Below are 25962 nucleotides of genomic sequence, written 5' to 3' on the forward strand. Positions count from 1 at the left end.
GACCGGGCTCACCGATCGCCCCCCGCCACCTCCACACTCACCCGCGCCCCCGCCGCGACCCCCCACCCGGCCATGGCCCCGGCCGCGGCCTCCAGTACATGCCGTGACTGCGGCCGGGGCAGGCCGAGCCGCCCCGGCCGCATGGTGCGTACGGCGATCACGGTGAGATCGCGGTCGAGGTAGGCGACATCGATGGGCATCCGCATGCGAAAGGTGTGCACACTGCCTGCGGGGGAGAGCAGCATCGCCCCGTCCACCGCATCGCGCCCCAACAACCCTTTGGTACGGGCGCGATAGGAGACCGCGATCTCCAGCGGTACCGTCACCCGCTCCCCGTGCAGCCCGTACACCGCCAACTGCGCACGCCCGTCCCGCCAACGCCGCATCCCCACCCCACCTCCCCGAGAACCGTACCCCTCCGCCCCCACCAGGACCCTTCCGTGCGACACCGCGGTCGGGCGCCGGTGCGGGCGGGGTTGTCGCGCGGGACGGAGATCGTTAGGAAGGGGGGATGACTCGACTTGGTGCGGTGTTTCGGCCTCAGTGGGCTCCCGAGCGGCTTCGGGGTGTGGCGCGGGCGGCGGATGACGCGGGGCTTGAGGAGCTGTGGCTGTGGGAGGACTGCTTCCGGGAGGGCGGGATCTCGACGGCCGCCGCCGCGCTCGCCTGGACCGAGCGGACACGGGTCGGTGTCGGGCTGTTGCCCGTGCCGCTGCGGAACGTCGCGATCACCGCGATGGAGGCCGCCGCGCTGCACCGCATGTTCCCGGGGCGCGCCGTCCTCGGCGTCGGGCACGGGGTGCAGCACTGGATGGGGCAGGTGGGCGTCCGCGCCGAGTCCCCGCTGACGCTGCTGCGGGAACATCTGGAGGCGCTGCGCGCCCTGTTGCGCGGTGAGCGACTGAGCGTCGAGGGACGGTACGTCAAGCTGGACGGCGTCGCGCTCGACTGGCCCCCGGAGGGGGCCGTGGAGGTGCTGGCCGGCGCCACCGGCCCCCGCACGCTGCGGCTGGCCGGCGAGGCGGCCGACGGCACGATCCTCACATCGGCCACGCCGCCCGACGGCGTCCGCCGGGCCCGGCGGCTCATCGACGAGGGACGGGCCGCGGCCGGGCGCGGCGGGCCGCACCGGGTCGTCGTCTACCTCCTCACCGCCACCGGGCCGGATGCCGCAGCCCGGCTGCGTGCCGACCTGGTCGCCGAGGGGCTGGACGCCGTACCGGGTCTCGGTGCCGCCGGGGACGCGGGAGCCGTGGCGGAGGCCGTGCGGCGGCTCGCCGAGGCCGGGGCCGACACGGTGGTGCTGCAGCCGACGGGGGACGAGCCGGACCCCGAGGGCTTCGTACGGTTCGCCGCCGAAGAGGTCCGGCCGCTGGTGCCGTAGACGCCGGCCGCCCGGGATTGTCAGTGGGTCCTGCCACACTCGTTTCTGATGACGGATTTCCCATGACGGAGCCCGGGACGGACTCCGGGACGAAGGGGGCGGAGATGAGTGAGGGATCCGCGCGGGGTGCCGAGCCCCGTGCCGTGGGGCTGCGCGAGGTGGCCGACGCCGACCTGGAGACCTTCCTGGCCTACGAGCACGATCCGGAGGCCGTTCGCCGGTCGAGGTTCCCGCCCCGGGAGCGGGACGCCTTCCTGACCCACTGGAGGACGAGGGTGCTGGCGGACCCCGACAACCTGGTGCGGACCGTCACCGTGGGCGGCGAGGTGGCCGGCAACATCGTCTCCTGGCCGCAGGACGACCGGCGGTTCATCGGCTACTGGCTGGGGCGGGCGTACTGGGGACGCGGCGTGGGGTCCCGTGCCCTCGGACGCTTCCTCCGCGAGGAGCGCACCCGGCCCCTGTACGCCGACCCGTTCTCCGGCAACACGGCATCCGTCCGCCTTCTTCGGCGGCACGGCTTCGAGGACGCCGGCACGGTACGCCACGGGGACGACGCACACCTCCTTCTCGTCCTGTGGACCCCGGCCGTACCCGGGACACCGGACGTGGCCAGGGAGGTGCGGGAGGTCGCGCCGTGAGAAAAAGCAGCGGCGCCCACCGGCGGTGCTCTGCGACGATCCGTTCATGGACCGGACACACCCCAGAGATTCCCGTTCCTTCGAAGACCTCGTCGCGGAAGGCGTCGCCGTGCCCACCGAGGGCTGGGACTTCTCCTGGTTCGAGGGACGCGCCAGCGAGGAGCGGCCGTCCTGGGGGTACGCACGCTCGGCGGCCGGCCGGCTGGCCCGCGCCACGGCCGCGCTGGACATCCAGACCGGGGGCGGCGAGGTCCTTGACTTCGCGCTGGCCAGGGCGGCCCCGGCCCGGCCGGTAGCGGTCGCGGCCACCGAGGGCTGGCCGCCGAACGTCGCCCGGGCCACCGCGCTGCTGCGCCCGCGCGGCGCCGTGGTCGTCTCGGCGGCGGACGACGCGCCGCTGCCCTTCGCCGACGGGGCCTTCGACCTGGTGCTCAGCCGGCACCCCGTGCGCCCGCACTGGGACGAGATCGCCCGGGTGCTGCGCCCGGGGGGAACCTACTTCGCGCAGCACGTGGGGCCGGCCAGCGTCTTCGAACTGGTCGAGTTCTTCCTCGGGCCGCAACCGGAGCGCAGCCGGCACGCCCGCCACCCCGACCGTGAGCGCGCCGACGCCGAGCGGGCCGGGCTTCGGGTCGTGGACCTGCGGGCCGAGCGGCTGCGCATGGAGTTCCATGACATCGCCGCCGTCGTGCACTTTCTGCGCAAGGTCGTCTGGATGGTCCCGGGCTTCACCGTCGAGGCGTACGGGCCCCGGCTCCGGGCCCTGCACGAGCGGATCGAGGCCGAGGGGCCCTTCGTCGCGCACAGCACCCGGCACCTCTTCGACGCCCGTAGAGCGGACCGCTGACCGCCCGGGCCACGCGGCGCCTGCGGGCCGGACGGCAGAATTGGCCGGGAATCGCCGCTCGGGAGCGCTTCGGCGGCGGTGGCGGGGCCGGGGCATCGTACGCGCCCGCGGACCGATGCGGGGGCAGGCGCGGCGGCGAGGTTTCCACATCGTTATCGCGAACGGCTCGCATCTGCGGGGTGCCCTCACGTAAGTTCAGACCAAGGCAATTCGCGTGAGCAAAGCTACGCGGTCGGCACCGCGTGGCGGAGGGGGCTACGCGGTGCCGGTATGCGCCCGTGCGCCCGTCAAGCCACCGTTCGCTGCCGGGGTAGCCCATCGGAGGGACGGCGTGGTGACTGTCCGCAGCGCCCTCGGGACACGCCGCGCCTGTCGATCATCCGGTGCGCGGCCCGGTCGCCTGGGAATCCGCCGTGAATCGGCCATGGAACGGCGCTGAACAAGGGGTTCCGCCGCCCTCAGGGCGTCGCCGGGCGACTCCGGAGAGTAATTGTGGCACGCCGATGCGCGCGGGATCCCTTACGAAGGGTTATGGTGGAAACCCCCCCTCGGGCCGGTCCGTCTCCCCCCCACGGACCGGCCCGTTTTCTTTGTGCGCCCACCGTGCTCCCCGGCCCGCGCCCGCCCCGAGGCTCCCCCCGCTCCCGAGGGCGGAACCGTTCGGCCGTCGTACGCCGTCCCCTCATCAGGGGTGCGTACGACCCACCGCGACCGACCCACCGCGGCGCGCACCCGGAAACCGTGCCGAGGCCCCGCAGGAGTAGGCTTCGGGCCCGCGGGGAAGCACCCGCACCGTACGGAGGGGCTGACATCACGTGAACCTGCGCGACAAGCTGCGCGGCCTTCTGGTCAGGCTGTACGCGCGCCGGGTGGAAGGCCACCTGGACCACGCTCAGGTGCCCAAGCACATCGGCGTCATCATGGACGGCAACCGGCGCTGGGCGAAGGCCGCGGGATCCAGCACCGTCCACGGCCACCGGGCCGGTGCGGACAAGATCGGCGAATTCCTCGGCTGGTGCTCCGAGACGGACGTCGAGGTCGTCACCCTGTGGCTGCTGTCCACGGACAACTTCGACCGCGCCGAGGAAGAGCTGGTCCCGCTCCTCGGCATCATCGAGGACGTCGTTCGCACGCTCGCCGCCGACGGCCGCTGGCGCGTGCACCACGTCGGCACCCCGGACCTGCTGCCCTCCCCGATGCAGCTGGCGCTGAAGGAGGCCGAGGAGGCCACGGCCCATGTCGAGGGGATACTGGTCAACGTCGCCATCGGCTACGGCGGCCGGCAGGAGATCGCCGACGCCGTGCGCTCCATGCTCCTGGATGCCCATGACAAGGGCGTCACCATGGAGGACCTGGCCGAGTCCGTCGACGTCGACATGATCGGGCGCCACCTCTACACCAGCGCCCAGCCCGACCCGGATCTGGTGATCAGGACCAGCGGCGAGCAGCGGCTGTCCGGTTTCATGCTGTGGCAGACGGCCCACTCCGAGTACTACTTCTGTGAGGTCTTCTGGCCGGCCTTCCGCAAGGTCGACTTCCTGCGTGCACTGCGTGACTACGCGGCACGGCACCGGCGCTACGGCGGCTGAACGAGCGCGGTACGGGGCCCTCGGGCGCCCGGGGCGGCAAACATCCCGTACGCGCCTGGTGGGGCGGCGGCAACGAGGTGTTCATCAGTGCGCCGTCCTATGCATTTGCATGGCAATGCATCTTCCAGGGCATAAGCCAAACAGGTCGACACCCGAACCACGGGTGTCGAATCTCAGCGGGCGGCACGGGGCCGCCCGCCCGGGAGGCCCTTTGCACCAGCCCGACCGTGCCGTCACCGCACGGAAGCAGCCGCGGAGGGCCGGTTCTCGGCCCGCGCGTGTGCGGCGCGGCCGGCGACCGGCCTGGTTACTCCCGCCCTCCCGGCCCAGCTTCCGTCCCGTCGCTCCCCGACCTCATCCGAGGGGGTACGTCCTTCCGTGGTGACCAGCACAAAGCGCCACAAGCCCGACCGGCGCACCTATGTTCTCGACACCAGCGTCCTGCTGGCCGACCCCAACGCCCTGGCCCGCTTCGACGAGCACGAGGTCGTGCTCCCGATCGTCGTGGTCACGGAGCTGGAGGCCAAGCGGCACCATCCCGAACTCGGCTACTTCGCCCGGCAGGCGCTGCGTCTGCTCGACGACTACCGGGTGCGGTACGGCCGTCTTGACGCCCCCATCCCGATCGGGGACCTCGGCGGGACCGTCCGGGTCGAGCTCAACCACTCGGATCCCAGCGTGCTGCCCACCGGCTACCGCCTGGGGGACAACGACTCGCGTATCCTCGCCGTCGCCCGCAATCTGCAGGCCGAGGGGTTCGACGTCACCGTCGTCTCGAAGGACCTGCCCCTGCGCATCAAGGCGTCCTCCGTCGGTCTGCTCGCCGAGGAGTACCGCGCGGAGCTGGCCATCACGGACTCCTCCGGCTGGACCGGCATGTCCGAGCTGACCCTGTCCGCCGAACAGGTGGACACCCTCTTCGAGGAGGGGCACGCCCAGGTGCCGGAGGCCGCAGGGCTGCCCGTGCACACCGGTCTGACGATCCAGTCGGAGCGGGGCAAGGCGCTCGGCCGGGTGACGTCGGAGGGAACGATCCGCCTGGTGCGCGGCGACCGGGAGGTGTTCGGCATCAAGGGCCGCAGCGCCGAGCAGCGGATCGCCCTCGATCTGCTGCTCGACCCGGACGTGGGCATCGTGTCCATGGGCGGCCGGGCCGGCACCGGCAAGTCGGCGCTGGCGCTGTGCGCCGGTCTGGAGGCGGTCCTGGAGCGCCGTCAGCACCAGAAGGTGATGGTCTTCCGGCCGCTGTACGCGGTCGGCGGGCAGGAACTGGGGTATCTGCCGGGCACCGAGGCCGAGAAGATGAGTCCGTGGGCGCAGGCGGTGTTCGACACGCTGTCGGCGGTCACCAGCCGTGAGGTCATCGAGGAGGTCACCGCGCGCGGGATGCTGGAGGTCCTGCCGCTGACCCACATCCGGGGGCGTTCGCTGCACGACGCGTTCGTGATCGTGGACGAGGCGCAGTCGCTGGAACGGAACGTACTGCTGACCGTGCTGTCCCGGATCGGGGCGAACTCGCGGGTGGTGCTGACCCATGACGTGGCGCAGCGGGACAATCTGCGGGTCGGCCGCTACGACGGTGTTGTCGCCGTGGTGGAGAAGCTGAAGGGGCATCCGCTCTTCGCGCATGTCACGCTGACCCGGTCCGAGAGGTCCCAGATCGCCGCGCTTGTGACCGAAATGCTGGAGGACGGACACATCTGACCCGAATGCTCGATTCGGGTCGGTTACTCGCTGGTTGGCGCCGTCCGGCAAAGGCCTGAGCCTAGCCGGGCGGCGCCGTGGCGTGTGGAGGATTCCTGAAAACGCCGGGGCCGAACAGGATGTGAGCTTTCACACGCAACTCGGAATTGCCTATCGGCGTGGGGTTACGGCAGAGTCTCACTCCTGTCAGGCCCCGCATACGACACAGCGGTACCCCCAGCAGTAGGGCAGCACCCAGGCACCACGGTCAACTCCATAGCGTCGTCGTATGCCGCCCGAGCACCATGCGGCGCTCCCGTGCAGGGAGTTGCCCACCGGGCCCGTGCCTCCCGTGACCCCGCAGTTGGGAGGCCAGCGTCAGGGGCACGATTGCGTCCGCCAGGGTCACCGAAGCGGGCGACGCTGGAAGGAAACCGTGTGAGCCGGATTTCGGTCCGGGGATTCGCAGTGGCCTCGGCCACCGCGGTCACCGCCGTCGGAAGCGTCGTCGGAGTTGCCTCGGGCAGCGTCGCGCAGAACAACGACGCCGAGGCGACGGCAACCGACATGACGCTTCTCGCGGACATACCCGCGGGTCAGCAGGCCCAGGTGCAGACCGCGTCCCTGACACAGCAGGCGGACGCACAGGCCATCGCCGCGGACGCGAGCGCCAAGAAGGACGCCGAGGAGGCGGCCCGCAAGGCGGCCGCCGAGACCGCGATCGCGAAGAAGGAGGCCGCCGAGAAGGCGGCCAAGGCGGCGGAGAAGGCGGCCAAGGAGCGCGCGGCGGCCGCGAAGGAAGCCAGCCGCAGCCAGAGCGTCGGCGCCGCCAGCTTCCCCGTCCAGAGTTCCTACTCGGTCGCGCAGATCCAGGCGATGGCGCGGCAGATGGTGGCGAGCGGCCAGTTCCAGTGCTTCAGCAACATCGTGGACCACGAGTCCAGCTGGAACTACCGTGCCGTCAACGCCTCTTCCGGCGCCTACGGCCTCTTCCAGGCGCTGCCGGGCTCCAAGATGTCCTCCGTGGGCGCCGACTGGCAGACCAACCCGGCCACCCAGATCAAGTGGGGCCTGAACTACATGAACGAGCGCTACGGCAGTCCCTGCGACGCCTGGTCGTTCTGGCAGGCCAACCACTGGTACTGAGACGAACAGCGGTTCGCCGCCTCCCTCTCAACCCTGCACAGCCCCTTCCCGTCCTACGGGAAGGGGCTGTTGCCGTGTACGGTCGGACGGACGATTCCTGGGAGGAGTGGTGGCGCGCACCCGGGGACATGCGGGAGAAGGACGGATCATGTCGCGAGTGCCAGGATGGCTCGGCCGGATCGGAGCCGGACTGACGCAGATGGGGGAGCGGTTGGACGAGCGGCGGGTGGCGGCGGAGCGACAGCACGCCGAGGAACCACCGCGGGCGCCCGCCGAGGAGCCGCTGCCCGACGACCACCAGGAGGCGGTCGAGGTCCGGATCGTCCGCCCGGACCCCGCGCAGGCGGTGCCCTGGGGCGTACGGGTGGCGGCCGAGGCGGGCTGGCGGCTGCTGGTGCTGGCCGGCACGGTGTGGGTGCTGATGCGCGTCATCAGCTCCGTCCAACTCGTGGTGTTCGCCTTCGTCATCTCGCTGCTGGTCACCGCGCTGCTGCAGCCCACGGTGGCCCGGCTGAAACGACACGGTGTGCCGCGCGGTCCGGCCACCGCACTCACCGCGATCCTCGGCTTCATCGTGATGGGCCTGATCGGCTGGTTCGTGACCTGGCAGGTCATGGAGAACATCGACACGCTCTCCGACCAGGTCCAGAGCGGCATCGACGATCTGCGCCGCTGGCTGCTGCAGAGCCCGTTCCATGTCACGGACAAGCAGATCAACCAGATCGCCAAGAGTCTGCGGGAGGCGATCGGCGCCAACACCGACCAGATAACGTCGGCCGGACTGGAGGGAGTTCAGGTCGTCGTCGAGGCGTTGACCGGCATTCTGCTGGTGTTCTTCTCGACGTTGTTCCTGCTCTACGACGGCGACCGGATCTGGCAGTGGGCGCTGAAGCTGGTGCCGGCCGCGGCCCGGCCGGGCGTGGCCGGCGCGGGCCCGCGCGCCTGGCGCACCCTGACGGCCTATGTGCGCGGCACGGTGCTGGTCGCCCTGATCGACGCGATCTTCATCGGGCTTGGCATCTACTTCCTGAACGTCCCCATGGCCGTTCCGCTGGCCGTGTTCATCTTCCTGTTCTCGTTCATCCCGCTCGTGGGCGCGGTCGCCTCGGGTGTGCTGGCCGTGGTGGTCGCCCTCGTCACCCAGGGGGTCTTCACCGCGGGCATGACGCTGGTGGTGATCCTGGCGGTCCAGCAGATCGAGGGGCACATCCTGCAGCCCTTCATCCTGGGCCGCGCGGTGCGGGTGCATCCCCTGGCCGTCGTCCTGTCCGTCACCGCGGGCGGCATGGTGGCCGGCATCGGCGGCGCCGTGGTCGCCGTACCCCTGGTGGCGGTGACCAACACGGTGGTCGGCTATCTGCGGACCTACTCCGAGGAGCAGGCCCTGCGCAGCGCCGGACGGACGCGCCCGGCGCCGGCCGCGGTGCGGCAGGAGCCGGTTCCTGCGGACGCGGAAGGCCCCGCCCACCCAGGGTGAGCGGGGCCCGGAGCACGGGGAACCGCCTGGCTCGCGCCGGTCTGTGCAAAGGCGCGGGTTATTCGGCGAGCACCGCCTCGGCGTCCAGGGTGGTGCCCACCGCCTGGACCACCGCGGCGATCTTGAACGCCTCCTGGATGACCTCGCGGGCCACACCGGCCTTGCGCAGTACCTGCTCGTGCGAGTCCAGGCACATGCCGCAGCCGTTGATCGCGGACACCGCGAAGGACCACAGCTCGAAGTCGACCTTGTCGACGCCGGGGTTGCCGATGACGTTCATCCGCAGGCCCGCGCGCAGGGTGCCGTACTCGTGGTCCGAGAGCAGATGGCGGGTGCGGTAGAAGACGTTGTTCATCGCCATCACGGCGGCGGCCGACTTGGCGGCCGTGTACGCCTCGGGCGAGAGGTTGGCCTTCGCCTCCGGCTCCAGCTCGCGCAGCACGATGGGGGAGCGGGCGGCGATCGCTGTCGCCAGCACCGTGCCCCACAACTGCTGGGCGGGCAGGTCGGAGTTGCCGATGACCGAGCCCAGGTTGAGCTTCAGGTCCTTCGCGTAGTCCGGTACGCGGGACTTGAGGGAGTCGAGGGACACGGACTCACTCTCCGGCGAGCAGCGCGACCGGGTCCAGCGTCTCGTCGCCCTTGGCCCAGTTGCACGGGCACAGCTCGTCCGTCTGGAGGGCGTCCAGGACCCGCAGGACCTCCTTCGGGTTACGGCCGACGGAGCCCGCGGTCACCATCGAGAACTGGATCTCGTTGTTCTGGTCGACGATGAACACCGCGCGCTTGGCGAAGCCCTCCGCGTCCTCGATGCCGAGGTCGCGCATCAGCTCGTGCTTGGAGTCGGCCAGCATCGGGAACGGCAGGTCGCGCAGGTCGTCGTGGTCCTTGCGCCAGGCGTGGTGGACGAACTCCGAGTCACCGGAGAAGCCGAGGACCTGCGCGTCGCGGTCGGCGAACTCCTCGTTCAGCTTGCCGAACGCGGCGATCTCGGTCGGGCACACGAAGGTGAAGTCCTTGGGCCAGGCGAAGATCACCTTCCACTTGCCTTCGTAGGTCTTGTGGTTGATCTTCTCGAACTCCTTGCCCTTCTCCAGCGAGACGCAGGCCGTGAGGTCGAACTCGGGGAACTTGTCACCGACAGTGAGCACACGCTCTCCTTGCAGCGAGGAAACGCCCCGGTCATGGGCGTTTCCCATGGGTTGGACGGAGTTGATGGTGGCACAGACGGCATTGATCCGGGAAATAGCTACACTCAGTCGTGTTGATCGGAGGTAGCTATCAGTGATCGCAGGTAAGCGGAGGCAGCCCAGCCTGTCCCAGTTGCGCGCCTTCGCCGCCGTCGCCGAGCATCTGCACTTCCGGGACGCCGCCGCCGCGATCGGCATGAGCCAACCCGCGCTGTCCGGGGCGGTCTCCACGCTAGAAGACACCCTGGGCGTCACGCTCCTGGAGCGTACGACCCGCAAGGTGCTGCTCTCACCCGCCGGTGAGCGGCTGGCCGTACGGGCCAAGGCGGTGCTCACCGAGGTCGCCGCGCTGCTGGAGGAGGCGGAGGCGGTGCGGGCGCCGTTCACCGGCGCGCTGCGGCTCGGGGTGATCCCGACCGTCGCGCCCTATCTGCTGCCGACCGTCCTCGGGCTGGTCCACGACCGGTACCCGGACCTCGACCTCCAGGTGCACGAGGAACAGACCGCCAGCCTCATCGACGGGCTGACCGGCGGCCGGCTCGACCTGCTGCTGCTCGCCGTCCCGCTCGGCGTCCCCAGCGTCACCGAACTGCCGCTCTTCGACGAGGACTTCGTGCTCGTCACGCCCCCGGAGCACTGGCTCGGCGGACGGGAGGGCATTCCCCGCGAGGCGCTCAAGGAGCTGAACCTGCTGCTCCTCGACGAGGGGCACTGCCTGCGCGACCAGGCCCTGGACATCTGCCGGGAGGCCGGCCGCGCGGACGCCCCGGTGGCGACCACCGCCGCGGGTCTTTCGACCCTCGTCCAGCTTGTGGCCGGCGGGCTCGGCTGCACCCTGCTGCCGCGCACCGCTCTCAAGGTCGAGACGAGCCGCAGTGCCCGGCTCCGCACCGGCTACTTCGCTGATCCCGCGCCGAGCCGCCGGATCGCCCTCGCCATGCGCAGCGGCGCGGCCCGCGGCGCCGAGTACCGGGAACTCGCCACCGCCCTGCGGGAGGCGCTGCGCCCCCTGCCCGTGCGGCTGCTCGCCCACGGCTGAGGGCCCCTCCCCGCGGGAAGGGGCCCGCCCCGGGCCGGCGTCGCGCGACGACCTCACCCGGGCGCAGATGCAGCTGAACGGGGCGGGGGACATCGAACTCGCCACGTCGGCCGATCAGTTGGCGGCGACCCGGGGCGTGCGCGGGACAACGCCACCGGCCCGGCCCATGGTCAGCGACGTTTCGTGGCGCAAGGAGCCGGGCCGGCGAGCCGCGCCCGCTACTCGGTGCGCAGCCCGTCCGGGCGCATCAGCCGCAGCAGCGGCGGCAGGCTGAGCAGGGTCACACCGAGGACGACGGCGGCGCCGAAGCCGGTCAGCGACAGCACGCTCGCCCAGTCCACGCTCACCGCGGTTCCGGTCATCCGCAGCAGCACCGCGCCCAGGGTCAGGCCCACCACCGAGGCCAGCAGCAGACCGAGCGCGATCGGCACCGCCGTCTGCCACAGCACCGACAGGCCCAGCGTGCGCCGCCGGGTGCCGAAGGCGACCAGGGACGACAGCAGCTTCCTGCGCTCGCGCAACTGCTCCAGCTGCGAGACCAGCAGGCTGGCCCCGATCAGCGCGAGCACACAGGCGGCGCCGACGAACAGTCCGGTACGGATGGAGGTGAACCTCGTGGACTGCTCGGTGGCCGACCAGAGCATCGGGTCGATCCGTGGGTCGATCCGCGCGGCCGTGTTGCGGATGTACTCCTTGACGTCGGGCACGGACGCGTCGAAGGACAGATAGACCGTGCCGCCCATCACGCCGGTGGCCTTCGCGGGCAGCGCGCCCGGGGTCATCAGAAAGCCGCTGGTGAGGCCGCCGTTCGGAGACTCGATCGCCCGTGCCTGCTTCAGGTCCGCCGGCACGGTCAGCGCGATGCCGCTCCCGCCCGGTCGGTTGCCGTACGAGGAGTCGACGTAGAGCTTTGCGCCGGGCTTGGACAGCTTCGGGGTGTCCGTGTCCCATTCCACGCCGCGCACGGCGAACGCGTCGCCGTCCCGGCACGAGGGCAGCGCCGCGACCTCGCGCAGCGCGGCGCAGTCGCCGACGGTCAGCTCGGCGCTGCGCTCCGGGTCCTTGCGCCATGATGTGTCGCTGACCATGGACTGGGCCAGTGCCGTTGTCCCGCGCACGCCCCGGGTCGCCGCCAACTGGCCGGCCGCCGCGGCGAGGTCGATGTCCCGCGCGATCGTCAGCTGCATCTGCGCCCGGGTCAGGTCGTTGCGCGACTGCTTGGTGTAGTCGTCGTCCACTCCGGCGAACAGCATCTGCAGGGCGATGGCGCCGGCCACCGCCACGGCGATGCCGTTGACCATGCGGGCCGCGGTGCCGCTGCTCAACTGGAGTCGTCGCACGGCCAGTTGCCAGGACACCGAGCCGGCGCCGAGCCGGGCGACGACCGCTTCCACGACCCATGGCAGCAGCGCCGTGATGCCCACCAGCAGCAGTATGACTCCGCCGGTGACCAGGTACTGGTTGAAGTCCCCGTTGTCCCGGCCCTGACCGATCATCGGGTAGAGCAGCGCGAGCCCGCCCAGCGGCAGCAGCAGCCGCCACCACAGGCGCCGGCGCGCGGGCCGTGTCGCGCGGACCACGCCGAGCGGCTCGATCACGACACCGCGCAGGGCGAGCACGGTGACCAGGACCGCGGCGCCCGGGACCGCGAACGCGACGAGCGCGGCCAGCAGCGGGGAGGGGTTCAGATAGCTCGGGAACACGCTGATGCCGAGGATCTCGACCGAGCCCGCTATCTGACGGCCGATCAGGAAGAAGACGGTGCCGAGGCCAAGGCCGAACAGCGCACCGGCCAGCGCCTCGCCCGCGGCGATCCGCCGGGTCATCCGGCTGTCGGAGCCCACCAGGCGCAGCGCGGCCAGCCTGCGGTCGCGCCGCTCGCCGCCGAACCGTACGGCCGCGGTGATGAACACGGCCACCGGCATCAGCAGCACCACGAAGACGACCAGGACGAGCAGGACCAGCACCGGGTCGGCGGGCTGGTCCGTCGGGTTGGGGTCGCCGAACTCGGTGATACGGCCCACCAGGGAGCCGTCGATCTGGCCTGCGAGCCCGTCGGCGCCCGCGTAGTAGGCGAGTTCGTGCGAGCCGATGAGCCCGCTCTCCTTGATGGTGCCGACGATCCGGTACGGCAGCCGCTCGCGCAGCAGCCGCGCGTCGTCGGAGGCGAGCAGGTCCCGCAGCGCGGGCGAGACGACCATGTCGCCCTTGGCCGGGTACCGGGCCAGTCCGGGGGCCAGCGGGGCCCGCGGCCCCTCCGGTTCCACCAGCCGGCCGCGCACGATCTTGTCCCCGAACTCCGTGTCGACGTCGGCGATCAGCAGTGTGTCGTCGGAGCGGGGCCGTACGGTGGTGCCGTAGGTGTAGTCCACGCGGGCCTCTTCGCGGTCGTGCCGCACCGACAGCGCGTTCGGCACCGCGGTCGTCAGCAGCAGCAGGGCCACGCCGAGCCCCACGCCGACGGCCGTCAGCAGCAGCCGTACCCAGCCCTCGCGTCCGCCGGTGACGGCGAAGCGGGCCCCGAGCGTCAGATCCCGGAGCCTGCCCCAGCGCCGCGGCACGGCGCCGCCGGGCGGCTGCTCCCGCCGGGCGCTCATACGACGCGCTCCATGTCCCGGGACTTCCCGTCCCGTACGACGACCTCGCGGTCCGAGTAGGCCGCCACCCGGGCCTCGTGAGTGACGAGGACGACGGCCGCGTTGGTGGACCTGGCCGCGTCCGTCAGCAGTTCCATCACCCGCTCGCCGTTGAGCGAGTCGAGCGCGCCGGTCGGCTCGTCGGCGAACAGCACACGCGGGTCGGTGACCAGGGCCCGGGCCACGGCGACCCGCTGCCCCTGGCCGCCGGAGACCTCGCCGGGCCGCTTGGCCCGCAGATCGTCGACCTCCAGCCGTTCCATCCAGCCGAGCGCGGCACGCTCGGCCTCCTTGCGCGGCGTGCCGTTCAGCCGCAGCGGGAGCGCCACGTTCTCCACACAGGTCAACTCCGGTACGAGTTGGCCGAACTGGAAGACGAACCCGAACTCGGAGCGGCGCAGCAGGCTGCGCTGGGCGTCGTTCATCGTCGCGAGTTCCCGGCCGGCGTAGGTGATCGAACCGGAGTCGGGCGGCACGATCCCGGCCAAGCAGTGCAGCAGCGTCGACTTGCCGGACCCGGAGGGGCCCATGACGGCGACGACTTCGCCGGCGTGGATGGAGAACGAGGTGCCGTCCAGCGCGACGGTCGGCCCGTACGCCTTGCGCAGGTCCTCGGCGGCGAGCAGGGAACCGGGCGGCGGGGTCATCGGGCCACCGCCTCTCGCAGCTTGCCGAGCCGTGCGGTGGTCAGTTCGAGCCAGCGCAGATCGGCCTCCAGATGGAACAGCGCGTGGTCGCAGATCAGTTGGTCGGCGAGGTCGCCCTTGCGCTTGCGGTCGGTCAGGATCCGCATGGTGCGCAGGTGCTCGGCGCGCTGGGCGTCGAGGACGACGGCGGCGTCGCGGTGCGTCAGCAGCGCGAGGACGACCTTGGTGTAGAGGGTGGACTGGAGGTACTCCTCCGGCTTCTCGGGTGTCGCCAGCCACCGTTCCACGTCGGTGATCCCGGCGTCCGTGATGGCGTACCGCTTGCGTTCGGGGCCGCCGCCCGCCTCGATCCCGTCGACCTCCACGTGCCCGTGCTTCAGGAGCCGGGACATCGTCGAGTAGACCTGGCCGTAGTGCAGCGGCCGATCGTGACCGAACTTCTCGTCGAAAGCCCGCTTCAGGTCGTAGCCGTGTCGGGGGCCGGACTCCAGGAGTCCCAGAAGGGTGTGACCGATGGACATGCCGGGGACTCTACACACGGTGTATACGCGCCGTGTATACGCTCGGTGCGGTGATCGTGGCGGGGCGTACGAGTACGCAGGTGGGAGCCGATTGTCACGGTTCCGATACAGGCGGACGGCCGCGCCGTGGCAGCGGCCCGGTCTCCTTCGGCAGCCGGCCCGCGTCGGCCAGCGCCCGGCGCAGCAGAAACTCGATCTGGGCGTTGGCGGAGCGCAGTTCGTCCCCGGCCCACCGGGCGAGCGCCTCGTAGACATGCGGGTCGAGCCGCAGCAGCACCTGCTTGCGCTGCTGCGGACGACGCCTCGGCGTCTCGGCGGAGTCCGTCACTGGTAGAGGGTCCCGGTGTTCAGGACGGGCTGCGGTGCCTTGTCCCCGCACAGCACCACCATCAGGTTGGACACCATCGCCGCCTTCCGCTCCTCGTCCAGCTCCATGATGTCGCGTTCCGCGATCCGGGCGAGCGCCGCCTCCACCATGCCCACCGCCCCGTCGACGATCTGCCGCCGGGCCGCGACGACCGCGCCGGCCTGCTGCCGCTGGAGCATCGCCGAGGCGATCTCCGGGGCGTAGGCGAGATGCGTGAAGCGCGACTCGATGATCTGCACCCCGGCCGCCTCCACGCGCGCGTGCAGCTCCACCGCGAGCTTCTCGGTGATCTCCTCGGCGTTGCCGCGCAGCGAGAGACCGTCCTCGTCGTGCGCGTCGTAGGGGTACTCGATGGCGATGTGCCGCACGGCCGTCTCGGTCTGTGTGGCGACGAACTCGGCGTAGTCGTCGACCTCGAACACGGCCTGGGCGGTGTCCCGGACCTTCCAGACCACGACCGCGGCCAGTTCGATCGGGTTGCCGTAGGCGTCGTTCACCTTGAGGACCGCGGTCTCGTGGTTGCGGACACGGGTCGAGATCTTCGTGCGCGAGGTGAGGGGGTTCACCCAGCGCAGTCCGTCCTGCCGGATCGTCCCCCGGTAGCGGCCGAAGAGCTGGACGACGCGGGCCTCGCCCGGCGCGACCATGTTCAGACCGCACATGGCGAGGAAGGCGCCGAGGGCCACCAGGATGCCGACGACTATCAGGGCCGCCTTCGCTCCGGCCCCGTCGACCGCGGTCGCGCTCACGGTCATCCCGATGCCGACCAGCAGGCCGACCAGGCCGAGCAGCAGGGCGAGCCCGCCGCCGATGCTGTGCGCCGTGACCTCCCGCACCCGTGGGGCGGGCATCTCCGGGATGTCGGCGGTGGCGGGCGTCTCATATGCGGACATGGGTGGTCCCCCCGTTCTCGTGGTGCCTGCTTGCGTACTAGCTAAGTGATAACAGATTACCCAAGCACGCAACCCTCCAGGCCTCTGGGTCGTCGGACCCGGTGGGGCTGGTGCTGATTGTCACGTCCGCAAAGGAGCGGATCGAAGGCTCTTTGTCATAGAGACGGGTGTTAGCTTTCTGAGCTGACCGAGACCGAAGCGGAGCGAGTGGATCCATGGGACGAGCGGAAGAGAGACGAGCGCGACAGCGCGGTGGCCACCGCGCAGCGCCCAGGCGCCGCTCGTCGCCGGCGGCCGACGGGGCCGGCAAGAGCGGCATACGCAGGCTGTTCACCTGGAAGAAGATCGTCGGCACGTTCCTCGGGCTGTGCCTGCTCGGCATCGGCGCCTTCATCGTGCTGTACCTGATGGTGGACGTTCCCGCGGGCAATGCGGCGGCACAGCGCCAGAGCAATGTCTACAAGTACAGCGACGGGACGATCCTGGCCCGCAAGGGCGAGGTCAACCGGGAGATCGTCGACCTGTCGAAGGTGCCTAAGAAGGTCCAGCTGACCTTCGTCGCGGCCGAGAACAAGACCTTCTACAAGGACTCCGGCGTCGACTTCAGGGGCACCGCCCGCGGTCTGCTCAACACCCTCTCGGGCAAGGGCACGCAGGGTGGCTCGACCATCACCCAGCAGTACGTCAAGAACTACTACCTCAGCCAGGACCAGACCGTCACGCGCAAGCTGAAGGAACTGGTCATCTCCTTGAAGGTGGACCGCCAGAAGTCCAAGGACGACATCCTCGCGGGCTACATCAACACCAGCTACTACGGTCGTAACGCCTACGGCATCCAGGCCGCGGCACAGGCCTACTACCGGGTCGACGCCCAGGACCTCACGGTCGAGCAGGGCGCGTATCTGGCCGCACTGCTCCAGGCGCCGAGCCAGTACGACTGGGCGGTAGCGTCGGAGACCGGTAAGAAACTGGTGAAGCAGCGCTGGAACTACGTCCTGGACAACATGGTCGAGGAGGGCTGGCTCGGCAAGGACAAGCGCGCCGCCATGACGTTCCCGGTGCCCGACGAACCCAAGGGCGCCCCCGGCCTCGACGGGCAGAAGGGCTATCTCGTCGACCTCGCCAACAAGCAGCTGGAGCAGCAGCTGATGGACCAGGAGGGACTCACCCAGTCCCAGGCGGAGAGCGCGGTCGTCGACCAGGGCTGGACCATCACCCTGAACATCGACAAGAAGCGGCAGGCCGAGCTTGAGAAGGCGGTCAAGTCCGAGCTGACCGGGAAGCTCGACGCGAAGAAGCGCAAGGTCGACGGGGACGTCCAGGCCGGCGCGGTGTCGGTCGACCCGAAGACCGGCGCGGTCGTCGCGCTGTACGGCGGCAAGGACTACTACAAGCACTACTTCAGCAACGCCACGCGCCGCGACTACCAGCCCGCGTCGACGTTCAAGCCGGTGATCCTCGCCGCCGCGCTGGAGAACGACGCCAAGACGCAGGACGGCAAGCAGATCAACGCCGACACGGTCTACGACGGCACCAGCCGCCACCAGGTCACGGACAACGGCACCAAGGTCGGCTTCGCCCCGCCCAACGAGGACGACCAGAACTACGACGACATCACGGTCCAGACGGCGATGAACAAGTCCGTGAACTCCGTCTTCGCGCAGATGGGCGTCGACGTGGGCATGGACAAGGTGATGAGCACCGCCAAGGACCTCGGCATGGACACCAAGGGCATGCAGGCGGTGCCGGCGCAGACGCTGGGCTCCATGGGCGCCAGTCCGCTGGAGATGGCCGGGATCTACGCCACCCTGGACAACCACGGCCGCAAGGTGACGCCGTCGGTCGTCAAGTCGGCGGAGAAGCGGAACCGTACGGTCGAGATGCCCGACCCCATCGGTGATCAGGTGATCAGCCGGACGGCCGCCGACACGGTGACCTCGGTGCTGACCGGTGTGGTCGACGACGGTACGGCCAAGACCTCGGTGGCGAACAACCCGCTGCGCAAGGGCCAGCAGGTGGCGGGCAAGACGGGTACATCCGACGAGAACAAGTCGGCCTGGTTCACCGGCTACACGCCCGACCTGGTCACCTCGGTCGGCCTGTTCGGCGAGGACGCCAAGTCAGGCCGGCACACCACGCTGATGGGCGCGACCGGGCTGATACCGGGCAGCGGCCGTATCAACGGCGGTGGTTACCCGGCGGAGATCTGGGCGGCCTACACGTTCGGCGTCACGGGGAAGGCGAAGTTCGACCTGGACACCACGCAGGGCGCGGCCGTCGAGCCGACGGACACCCCGACCTACACCCCACCGCCGTCCCAGACCCCCTCCCAGACCCCGACCACCACCCCCCCGACCTCCGAGAGCCCCACGCAAACCCCGTCCCAGACCCCTACGTCCCAAACCCCCTCCCAAACCCCCACAACCAGCGAACCCCCCCTCCCGTCACAAACAGCAACAGACCCAACCTCCCAATCCCCCGAGAACCCAGCCAACGACCAGTAGCCCAACGCGCCCCGAGGGGCGCGGGGCTGTGCTCGATATGCGGCTCCGCCGCGCGGGAACGAGCAACCACAACGGACGCGCAGTTGCCGACGGTTCCCCAGCCCCCACGGCGCGGCCGCAGGCAACTGCGCCACAGCGGACGCGCAGTTGCCGACGGTCCCAGCTAGCGCAGCGCCAGCGCAGCGATCCGGTCGCCGGTTTCCTTGTCGATGGTGCGCCAGTACTGCAGCGCACGGTCGAGCACCGGCCGGGTGACGCCCTGCCTGAGATGACCGGCGACGTTGGAGACCAGCCGGTCCCGGGCCGCGTCGTCGAGGACGTTGCGGACCATCGTGCCGGGCTGCCCCCAGTCGTCGTCCTCGCGGTGCAGCGCGTACGCCTCGCGTACCATCTCGCCCGCCGTACGCCAGCCGGCGATGTCGCCGAACCGGGCGACGTCCGCGGCCGGCCCGCCGTACGAGTTCGGCGCGTACACGGCACCGGTGTCGGCGGCCTCGTACCGCATCGGCCCGTCCTTGGCGTACGAGTGGACCGGGGAGCGCGGCCGGTTCGGCGGCAGCTGGGCGTAGTTGGGGCCGATCCGGTAGCGGTGCGTGTCCGGGTAGGAGAAGAGGCGGCCGAGCAGCATCTTGTCCGGCGACGGGCCGATGCCCGGAACCATGTTGGACGGCTCGAAGGCGGCCTGTTCGATGTGGACGAAGTAGTTGTCCGGGTTCCTGTTCAGCGTCATCCGGCCGACCTCGATCAGCGGATAGTCGCCGTGCGGCCACACCTTGGTCAGGTCGAACGGATTGAACCGGTAGTCCGGGGCGTCCTCGAACGGCATGACCTGCACATGCATGGTCCAGCTCGGCGCGTCGCCCGACGCGATCGAGTCGAACAGGTCCCGGCGGTGCATGTCGCCATCGGCGCCGGCCATCTCGTCCGCCTCGGCCTGGGTGAGGAACTCGATGCCCTGGTCCGTCTTGATGTGGTACTTGACCCAGAACCGCTCGCCGCCGCCGTTGACCCACATGTACGTGTGCGAGGAGTACCCGTTCATGTGGCGGTACGTCTTCGGGACGCCGCGGTCGCCCATCAGCCACGTCACCATGTGCGCGGACTCGGGGGACAGCGTCCAGAAGTCCCACTGCATGTTGTTGTCGCGCAGCCCGCTGTCGGGCCGGCGCTTCTGGGAGCGGATGAAGTCCTGGAACTTCTGCGCGTCCCGCACGAAGAAGACCGGCGTGTTGTTGCCGACCAGGTCGTAATTGCCGTACTCCGTGTAGAACTTGAGGGCGAAGCCCCGCGGGTCGCGCCAGGTGTCGGGGGAGCCCTGCTCGCCCGCGACCGTCGAGAAGCGCGCCAGCATCTCCGTGTGCTTCCCCGGCTGGAACAGATCCGCCTTGGTGAACTGGCTGACGTCGTTGGTCACTTCGAAGACGCCGTACGCCCCCGAACCCTTCGCGTGGACCACCCGCTCGGGGACCCGTTCCCGGTTGAACTGGGCCATCTTCTCGATGAGGTAGTGGTCCTGCAGCAGGACCGGTCCGTCCAAACCCACGGTGAGCGAATGCTCGTCGCTCTCCACGGGGATTCCGGCGTTGTTGGTGGTGTACGGAGTCTGCTGAGGTGTCTGCGTCACGAGCGTCCTCCCGTCGTGCAGGGGGTTCCGTCAGGTCGCTTCGTTCACCTCAGCCAGTCAACTCCGTCACCACGATATCGGCAACTTTTGGACTGGGTCTAGGTTCGGTTCAGTTCGAACCAGACCACCTTTCCGGTGCTCAGCCGGGTCGCGCCCCAGCGCCGAGCCATCTTGTTCACCAGATAGAGCCCACGCCCGCCCTCGTCCGTGGCCCGGGCCTGCCGCAGCCGCGGCAGCTGCGGCACATCGTCCCCGACCTCGCAGCGCAGCACATCGGTGCGCAGCAGACGAAGCGTGACCGGGCGTGACGCATAGCGCACGGCATTGGTCACGACCTCGCTGACCAGCAGCTCGACCGAGTCGGTCAGCTCCTCCAGACCCCAGCCGGCCAGCGCGTGCCGGACGAACCGGCGGGCCCGGCCGGGCGCGGCGTCCTCCGGTTCGAGGAACCAGTACGCGACGTCGCTCGGGGCGATTCCGTCGAAGCGCGCGGCGAGCAGCGCGATGTCGTCGTCGCGGTCGCCCGGCCCGAGCATGTCGAGCACCTCGTCGCACAGCGCTTCCAGCGGCGGCGCATGGTCGGGCCCGGTCAGCTGCGCGGTCGCGGCCAGTTTCTCCCGCAGCTGTTCTATGCCGGTCCACACATCACGCAGCCGGGATTCCACCAGCCCGTCGGTGTAGAGCAGCAGCGTGGCCCCGGCGGGCGCCTCCAACTCGACCGCCTCGAAGTCCACTCCGCCGACGCCGATGGGGGCACCCGGCGGCACCCGCAGCACCTCGGCCCGCCCGCCCAGGTGCAGCAGGACCGGCGGCGGATGTCCCGCGTTGGCGATGGTGATGCGGTGCGAGACGGGGTCGTAGACCGCGTACAGACAGGTGGCCATGCGGTCGGTGCCTAGGCGTTGGGCCTGTTCGTCCAGGTGGTGCAGCACCTCCTGGGGCGGCAGGTCGAGACCGGCGAGGGTCTGTGCGGTGGTGCGCAGCTGGCCCATGATGGCCGCGGACGTCATGGAGTGACCCATGACGTCGCCGACGACGAGGGCGACCCGGCTGCCGGGCAGCGGAATGGCGTCGTACCAGTCACCGCCGACGCGTGCGGTCTCGGCGGCGGGCAGATAGCGGGAGGCGAGCCGCACACCGGTCGGGCGGGGCAGGGTCTCCGGCAGCATGGTGCGCTGCAACTCGTCGGCGATATAGGCCTCGCGTCCGTACAGCACCGCCTTGTCGATACCGAGGGCGCTGTGGGTGGCCAACTGCGCGGCGACCAGCAGGTCGTCGGCCTCGAAGGCCGGGCGTTCGGGACGGCGCAGGAACAGGGCGGCACCGATGACACGGCGGCGGCCGCGCAGCGGGGCGAGGATGGCGTGCCGGCCGCCGGGCACCACCGACTCGCCGCTCTCGCCGAGCAGTTCGGGCAGCGCCGCGCGGGCGCCGGGCGCGTCCGCGAACACCGGCCGGACACCGCGCAGCACCTCGTTGAGGGCGCCGCCCGGCCGCACCTCGCACAACTCGGCGGTCAGCGCGGACAGACCCGACAGCTCGGGCGGCTCCGGTTCCGGCGGCACCGGCAGGAAGCCGCCGTCGGTGTCACGTTCCTCCGGGATCCGGTCGGTGCGGCGCAGCCGCAGCACCACCGGGCCGGTGGGCCGCTCGTCACCCACCGGCAGCGGATCGCGCAGATAGACGAGGATCGCGTCCGAGAAGGTCGGCACGGTCGCCCGGCACAGCCCCATCACGATCTCGTCCAGGTCGATGCCGCGGGCGATCCGCCGGGTCGCCGCGCCCACGAACCGCAACCGGTCCCCGTCCCGTCGCATCGGCATGGGCCGCCCGGACGACAGCCCCCGTCCGGTACGTCGCTCCTGGCCGCCGGCCGCCCGCTCCTGCTCGCCGCCCGGCTGGGGCGGGATGCCGTCGGGCGCCGGGGTGGGACGCGGACGATGCGGGTCGCTCTCCGCGGCGGCGGGCTGTGCGTGCTCGGGGCCGTTGACGGGGGGCTCCTTCTCCTTGCCGCGGGGCGTGGCGGCACCCGGCGAGCAGGGCGTCTCACCGGCGCGGGCCTGTACGGGTAGGGCGGCGGCGCCGTAGGACTTCGGGGAACGCACGAGCGCCCCGCGGGGATCCGCGGGGTCGGCGCCCGGCTGGGCGCGTTCGTAGGAGATGGGGTGCTCCGTCACGCGTGTCGAATCCATCCGTCCGGGGCCGCGCACAGCGCGCGCAGTTCGTCCCGCAGAAGTCCCGATACCCGGAATATGTGGCCCGGGAACGGATTTCCCGCGTGGTCAGAGGTTGTTCCTGTGTCACCGGCGAACCGTTTCCGGTCCGGGCCGGTGCTGCCCTCGTACCCCTCGCTCACGTCCTGCCGCCCCTCGGTGACGTTGGGTCAGACTCGGCGTCCGTACCCGGAGTTGCTGCTGTGCGCCCTTGCGGAGGACGATCCTACGGTTGTGGCCCCGGGGTGCATCAAGAGTCTCATGAGGACATATGCGCGGGCGTACGGTCCCAGTCCTCCGGCAGTGACGGTACCGCCCAGGAAGGATCCGGGCGCCAGTGCTGCCAGCCATCCGAGAACGGCGGGCCCCACGCCTGGATCACCTCCACCGCGGACCGCCCCGCCCGCCGCACCCGCTCGGCCAGGCCGGGGTCCATCAGGCCGTCCCGCTGGGCCTGGGTGAACTCGTCCTCGTCGCGCCAGTGCCAACTGCGGTCCGGATTCACGGAGATGTCCAGGAAGTGGTCCTCGGAGTCCACCCCGTCCCGCCAACGGGCCAGCGGTTCTTCGAGGTTGACGTACCAGTTCTTGAACCGCCAGCCCGGTTCCCAGAACAGCCACACCGACCAGGGCTCGCCCGGCCGGGCCAGCTTCAGCACACCCGTGCCGAACCAGCGGTCGCGCTGCACGGCACGGGGCTTGGTGTACCGGGACTCCAGCGGCTCGACGTGCACGGGCGTGCCGTCGGCCAGCACCGGCTTCACACACTCGGTGCCGGGCGCCAGCCACACCGCGAGCAGTTCCGCGTCGTCCCGGACCACGGTGACGGGGCGGGCGATGTGGACGTGCTCGCCGCCGTTCTCCCGGTACCGCCACAGGATGTGACGGCCCGGCGCCCAGAATCCCGCCGAACCGCTCGCTCCTTCGCGTGCCACGCCTCTCACCGCTCCGCCGTCTGCCATGCACAGATATTAGGTGCCCGAGGCATACGACGCTGCGCCGGGCGACACGGTTCTCGTATCCGAAACCTTCGGTTACGGACGAGTCATCCGCAGGACATCCAGCGCTTCGTCGAGCTGTTCGGCCGTCAGATCGCCGCGCTCCACGTACCCTCCCTCCAGGACGGCCTGACGGATCGTCTTCCGTTCGGCCAGGGCCCGTTTGGCCACCTTCGCGGCCTCCTCGTAGCCGATGTACCGGTTCAGCGGAGTGACCACGGAGGGTGACGACTCGGCGTACTCGCGGGCCCGGTCCCGGTCGGCCACGATGCCGTCGACCGTCCGGTCGGCGAGCAGCCGGGAGACGTTGGCGAGCAGCCGGACCGACTCCAGTACGTTCTTGGCGAGCACCGGCAGCATGACGTTCAGCTCGAAGTTCCCGGCGGCGCCGGCCGTGGCGATGGTCGTGTCGTTGCCGATGACCTGCGCGCAGACCATGAGGACGGCCTCCGGGACGACCGGGTTGACCTTGCCGGGCATGATCGAGGAACCCGGCTGGAGGTCGGGGAGCCGGATCTCGGCGAGCCCGGTCCGCGGTCCCGAGGCCATCCAGCGCAGATCGTTCGCGATCTTCGTCAGGCCGACGGCGATGGTCCGCAGCTGCCCGCTGACCTCCACGATCCCGTCCCGGGCGCCCTGCGCCTCGAAGTGGTCGCGGGCCTCGGTGAGCGGCAGCCCGGTGGCCCGGGCGACCTCCTCGATGACGGCGGCGGAGAAACCCGGCGGGGTGTTGATGCCGGTGCCGACGGCGGTGCCGCCCAGCGGCAGCTCGGCGAGCCGGGGCAGGGTGGCGCGCAGCCGCTCGACGCCGTAGCGGACCTGCGCCGCGTACCCGCCGAACTCCTGACCGAGGGTCACCGGGGTGGCGTCCATCAGGTGCGTCCGCCCCGACTTCACCACATCGGCGAACTCCGCGGACTTGCGGGCCAGCGCGTCCGCAAGATGATCGAGGGCGGGGATCAGGTCGTGTGTGACGGCCGCGGTGGCCGCGATGTGGATGCTGGAGGGGAAGACGTCGTTGGACGACTGTGAGGCGTTGACGTGGTCGTTGGGATGCACGTCCCGGCCGAGCCGCTCGCTCGCCAGGGTGGCGATGACCTCGTTGGCGTTCATGTTGGACGACGTCCCGGACCCGGTCTGGAACACGTCGACGGGGAAGTGCCCGTCCCATCTGCCCTCGGCGACCTCGCGGGCCGCGTCCTGGATCGCCCCGGCGACCTCCTTGTCGAGCACGCCCAGCTCGGCGTTCACCTTCGCCGCCGCCGCCTTGATCCGGGCGAGCGCCTCGATGTGGGCGCGCTCGATGCGCTGCCCGGACACCGGGAAGTTCTCCACGGCGCGCTGCGTCTGCGCCCGCCACTTCGCCTCGGCGGGAACCCGCACCTCCCCCATGGAATCGTGCTCGATCCGGTACTCCTGCTCCTTGTCGGCCACTGCCGATCACCTCCGTCAGTCACAGCACCCCCGACACGGCACCTGTTCCCACCCCGACGAATGCCCCCAACCGTTCCGCCGGGCCCCGGGAGCGCGCCAACGGGCGACGACCGGGGGCCGCCCCCTTCGCCGCCCCCACGGACCTCCCCCCGCGGGGGCGACGCCAGCTCCCACCGTGTGCGTTTCCACGCCGGGGCGACGGGCGGCTCCCGCCGTGTGCGCGACGACCGGGGGCCGCCCCCTTCGCGCCCACACGGGCGTCCCCCCGCGGGGGCGACGCCCGGCTCCCGCCGTGTGCGTCCCCCCGCCGGGGCGACGGGCGGCTCCCGCCGTGTGCGTCTCCCCTCCCGGGCGACGGGCGGCTCCCGCCGTGTGCGTCTCCACGCGCGTGTGCCGGGTGGTTTCGGCGGGGTGTGGCTCCGCGCGCGTGTGCGGGTGGTTTCGGCCGGGTGCGGGTGCCGGCCGTCGAGGCGACGTCTCCCCGTGTGGATGACGGTGGGACGGACGGGGAGTCACCGATCACGGACGTCCTGACCGGGGGAGACGGGCGGCCCGGACAGCAACGCTGCCGATCGCGGGCGTCTCCGCGCGCGGGGGCGGGCGGCTTCCGCCGGGTGCGGGTGCCGGCCGTGCAGGCGACGTCCCCGCACGCGAGGGACGGGTGGGGCGGCGGAGCTGCCGGGCGCCGACGGCCGCACGCGTGCGTGGAGGAAAGCACCCCTTGCCGGTGACGCGCGCCCGTCGAGGCCCCGCGTGCCTCGATGGCTTGTTCGTCCGATGGTGTCACTCAGCCTGTCCGGCGGTTGAGGACGAGGACCGTGCGGGGCCGAACGGGTCCAGGGGGCGGAGCCCCCGGGGAGGGGACGGGTGGGGTGGCGGGGGCGGCGTTCGTCCCCGCCGTGTGTCGGAGGGGCTACGCCAGCCCAGGCCCCCGTACCGGAATCGACGTGAACGTCGGCTGGGCGCGGGATCCTGGAAGAAATCGTTCGACTTGTTCAGCTTGCGTGGACCCTCGTACGATCTGCGCCGTGATCTCTAACCTCGGGCTTTCACGAGGGGGACCGTCCGAGTGTTGATCAAATAAGCGAGGAGTGCCTCTGAGCTGGGACGATAGGGCTTGTCGAAGGTCC

General features: G+C 70.8%; 21 protein-coding genes. 9 read left to right on the forward strand and 12 right to left on the reverse strand.

Annotated elements, in window-relative coordinates:
* Positions 1–8: 8 nt before the first annotated feature.
* Entirely contained in the window at positions 9–386 is a 378-nt protein-coding gene (locus tag ABT245_RS39535) for a DUF192 domain-containing protein (protein WP_351743972.1), read from the reverse strand.
* Positions 387–511: 125 nt separating this feature from the next.
* On the opposite strand from ABT245_RS39535, the gene ABT245_RS39540 reads away from it, so the two are divergent.
* From ABT245_RS39540 to ABT245_RS39570, 7 genes are all read left to right on the forward strand, one after another.
* Entirely contained in the window at positions 512–1384 is an 873-nt protein-coding gene (locus tag ABT245_RS39540) for an LLM class flavin-dependent oxidoreductase (protein WP_351743974.1), read from the forward strand.
* A 104-nt stretch (positions 1385–1488) separates the two neighbouring features.
* The gene (locus ABT245_RS39545; protein WP_351743977.1) at positions 1489–2025 is read left to right on the forward strand and encodes a GNAT family N-acetyltransferase; all 537 of its coding nucleotides are present in this window, start codon (positions 1489–1491) and stop codon (positions 2023–2025) included.
* Between the two features lie 46 nt (positions 2026–2071).
* Positions 2072–2872 (forward strand): methyltransferase domain-containing protein, encoded by an 801-nt coding sequence (locus ABT245_RS39550; RefSeq protein ID WP_351743979.1) that lies wholly within the window; start codon positions 2072–2074, stop codon positions 2870–2872.
* Between the two features lie 815 nt (positions 2873–3687).
* Positions 3688–4461, forward strand: coding sequence for an isoprenyl transferase (locus tag ABT245_RS39555; protein ID WP_351743982.1), 774 nt, complete (start codon positions 3688–3690; stop codon positions 4459–4461).
* A 378-nt stretch (positions 4462–4839) separates the two neighbouring features.
* A complete protein-coding gene (gene phoH2 / locus ABT245_RS39560) occupies positions 4840–6165 on the forward strand; it encodes an RNA 5'-3' helicase PhoH2 (protein ID WP_351743984.1) in 1326 nt (441 codons plus the stop codon).
* 417 nt (positions 6166–6582) lie between these two features.
* A complete protein-coding gene (locus tag ABT245_RS39565; RefSeq protein ID WP_351743987.1) occupies positions 6583–7290 on the forward strand; it encodes an aggregation-promoting factor C-terminal-like domain-containing protein in 708 nt (235 codons plus the stop codon).
* Positions 7291–7438: 148 nt separating this feature from the next.
* Positions 7439–8767 (forward strand): AI-2E family transporter, encoded by a 1329-nt coding sequence (locus tag ABT245_RS39570; protein ID WP_351743990.1) that lies wholly within the window; start codon positions 7439–7441, stop codon positions 8765–8767.
* A 58-nt stretch (positions 8768–8825) separates the two neighbouring features.
* Here ABT245_RS39570 and ABT245_RS39575 read toward each other — a convergent pair whose 3' ends face one another.
* Positions 8826–9359: an alkyl hydroperoxide reductase gene (locus tag ABT245_RS39575; protein WP_351743992.1), complete on the reverse strand. Its 534-nt coding sequence runs from the start codon at positions 9357–9359 to the stop codon at positions 8826–8828.
* A gap of 4 nt (positions 9360–9363) precedes the next feature.
* Complete coding sequence (locus tag ABT245_RS39580; RefSeq protein ID WP_351743994.1) at positions 9364–9918, reverse strand: peroxiredoxin; 555 nt, start codon at positions 9916–9918, stop codon at positions 9364–9366.
* A gap of 136 nt (positions 9919–10054) precedes the next feature.
* On the opposite strand from ABT245_RS39580, the gene ABT245_RS39585 reads away from it, so the two are divergent.
* Complete coding sequence (locus tag ABT245_RS39585) at positions 10055–10996, forward strand: LysR substrate-binding domain-containing protein (protein WP_351744026.1); 942 nt, start codon at positions 10055–10057, stop codon at positions 10994–10996.
* A 218-nt stretch (positions 10997–11214) separates the two neighbouring features.
* Here the strand turns inward: ABT245_RS39585 and ABT245_RS39590 are convergent, their stop codons facing one another.
* The 5 genes from ABT245_RS39590 to ABT245_RS39610 form a co-directional block, all read right to left on the reverse strand.
* Positions 11215–13593, reverse strand: coding sequence for an ABC transporter permease (locus ABT245_RS39590; protein WP_351743996.1), 2379 nt, complete (start codon positions 13591–13593; stop codon positions 11215–11217).
* On the reverse strand, positions 13590–14279 hold the full coding sequence (locus ABT245_RS39595) for an ABC transporter ATP-binding protein (protein ID WP_351743997.1): 690 nt from the start codon (positions 14277–14279) through the stop codon (positions 13590–13592). The genes ABT245_RS39590 and ABT245_RS39595 overlap by 4 nt, the downstream gene beginning before the upstream one ends.
* Positions 14276–14800 carry a PadR family transcriptional regulator gene (locus ABT245_RS39600; protein ID WP_351743999.1) on the reverse strand — a complete coding sequence of 175 codons (525 nt, stop codon included), beginning with the start codon at positions 14798–14800 and terminating at the stop codon, positions 14276–14278. The genes ABT245_RS39595 and ABT245_RS39600 overlap by 4 nt, the downstream gene beginning before the upstream one ends.
* Before the next feature lie 94 nt (positions 14801–14894).
* On the reverse strand, positions 14895–15128 hold the full coding sequence (locus tag ABT245_RS39605) for a type II toxin-antitoxin system antitoxin (RefSeq protein ID WP_351744001.1): 234 nt from the start codon (positions 15126–15128) through the stop codon (positions 14895–14897).
* On the reverse strand, positions 15125–16060 hold the full coding sequence (locus ABT245_RS39610) for an SPFH domain-containing protein (RefSeq protein ID WP_351744004.1): 936 nt from the start codon (positions 16058–16060) through the stop codon (positions 15125–15127). The genes ABT245_RS39605 and ABT245_RS39610 overlap by 4 nt, the downstream gene beginning before the upstream one ends.
* A 215-nt stretch (positions 16061–16275) precedes the next feature.
* Between ABT245_RS39610 and ABT245_RS39615 the strand changes: the two genes are divergently transcribed.
* Complete coding sequence (locus ABT245_RS39615; protein WP_351744006.1) at positions 16276–18564, forward strand: transglycosylase domain-containing protein; 2289 nt, start codon at positions 16276–16278, stop codon at positions 18562–18564.
* Positions 18565–18727: 163 nt separating this feature from the next.
* On the opposite strand, the gene ABT245_RS39620 is transcribed toward ABT245_RS39615, so the two are convergent.
* The 4 genes from ABT245_RS39620 to ABT245_RS39635 all read right to left on the reverse strand — a co-directional run bounded on the left by ABT245_RS39620 (position 18728) and on the right by ABT245_RS39635 (position 24832).
* Positions 18728–20188, reverse strand: coding sequence for a catalase (locus ABT245_RS39620; protein ID WP_351744008.1), 1461 nt, complete (start codon positions 20186–20188; stop codon positions 18728–18730).
* Positions 20189–20286: 98 nt separating this feature from the next.
* Entirely contained in the window at positions 20287–22380 is a 2094-nt protein-coding gene (locus ABT245_RS39625) for an ATP-binding SpoIIE family protein phosphatase (protein ID WP_351744011.1), read from the reverse strand.
* Between the two features lie 280 nt (positions 22381–22660).
* Positions 22661–23362, reverse strand: coding sequence for a cytidylyl-2-hydroxypropylphosphonate hydrolase (gene fomD, locus ABT245_RS39630; RefSeq protein WP_351744014.1), 702 nt, complete (start codon positions 23360–23362; stop codon positions 22661–22663).
* A gap of 72 nt (positions 23363–23434) precedes the next feature.
* On the reverse strand, positions 23435–24832 hold the full coding sequence (locus ABT245_RS39635; RefSeq protein WP_351744016.1) for a class II fumarate hydratase: 1398 nt from the start codon (positions 24830–24832) through the stop codon (positions 23435–23437).
* Positions 24833–25962 lie beyond the last annotated feature (1130 nt).

This window comes from Streptomyces sp. NPDC001508, from assembly GCF_040298665.1.
GTDB lineage: Bacteria > Actinomycetota > Actinomycetes > Streptomycetales > Streptomycetaceae > Streptomyces.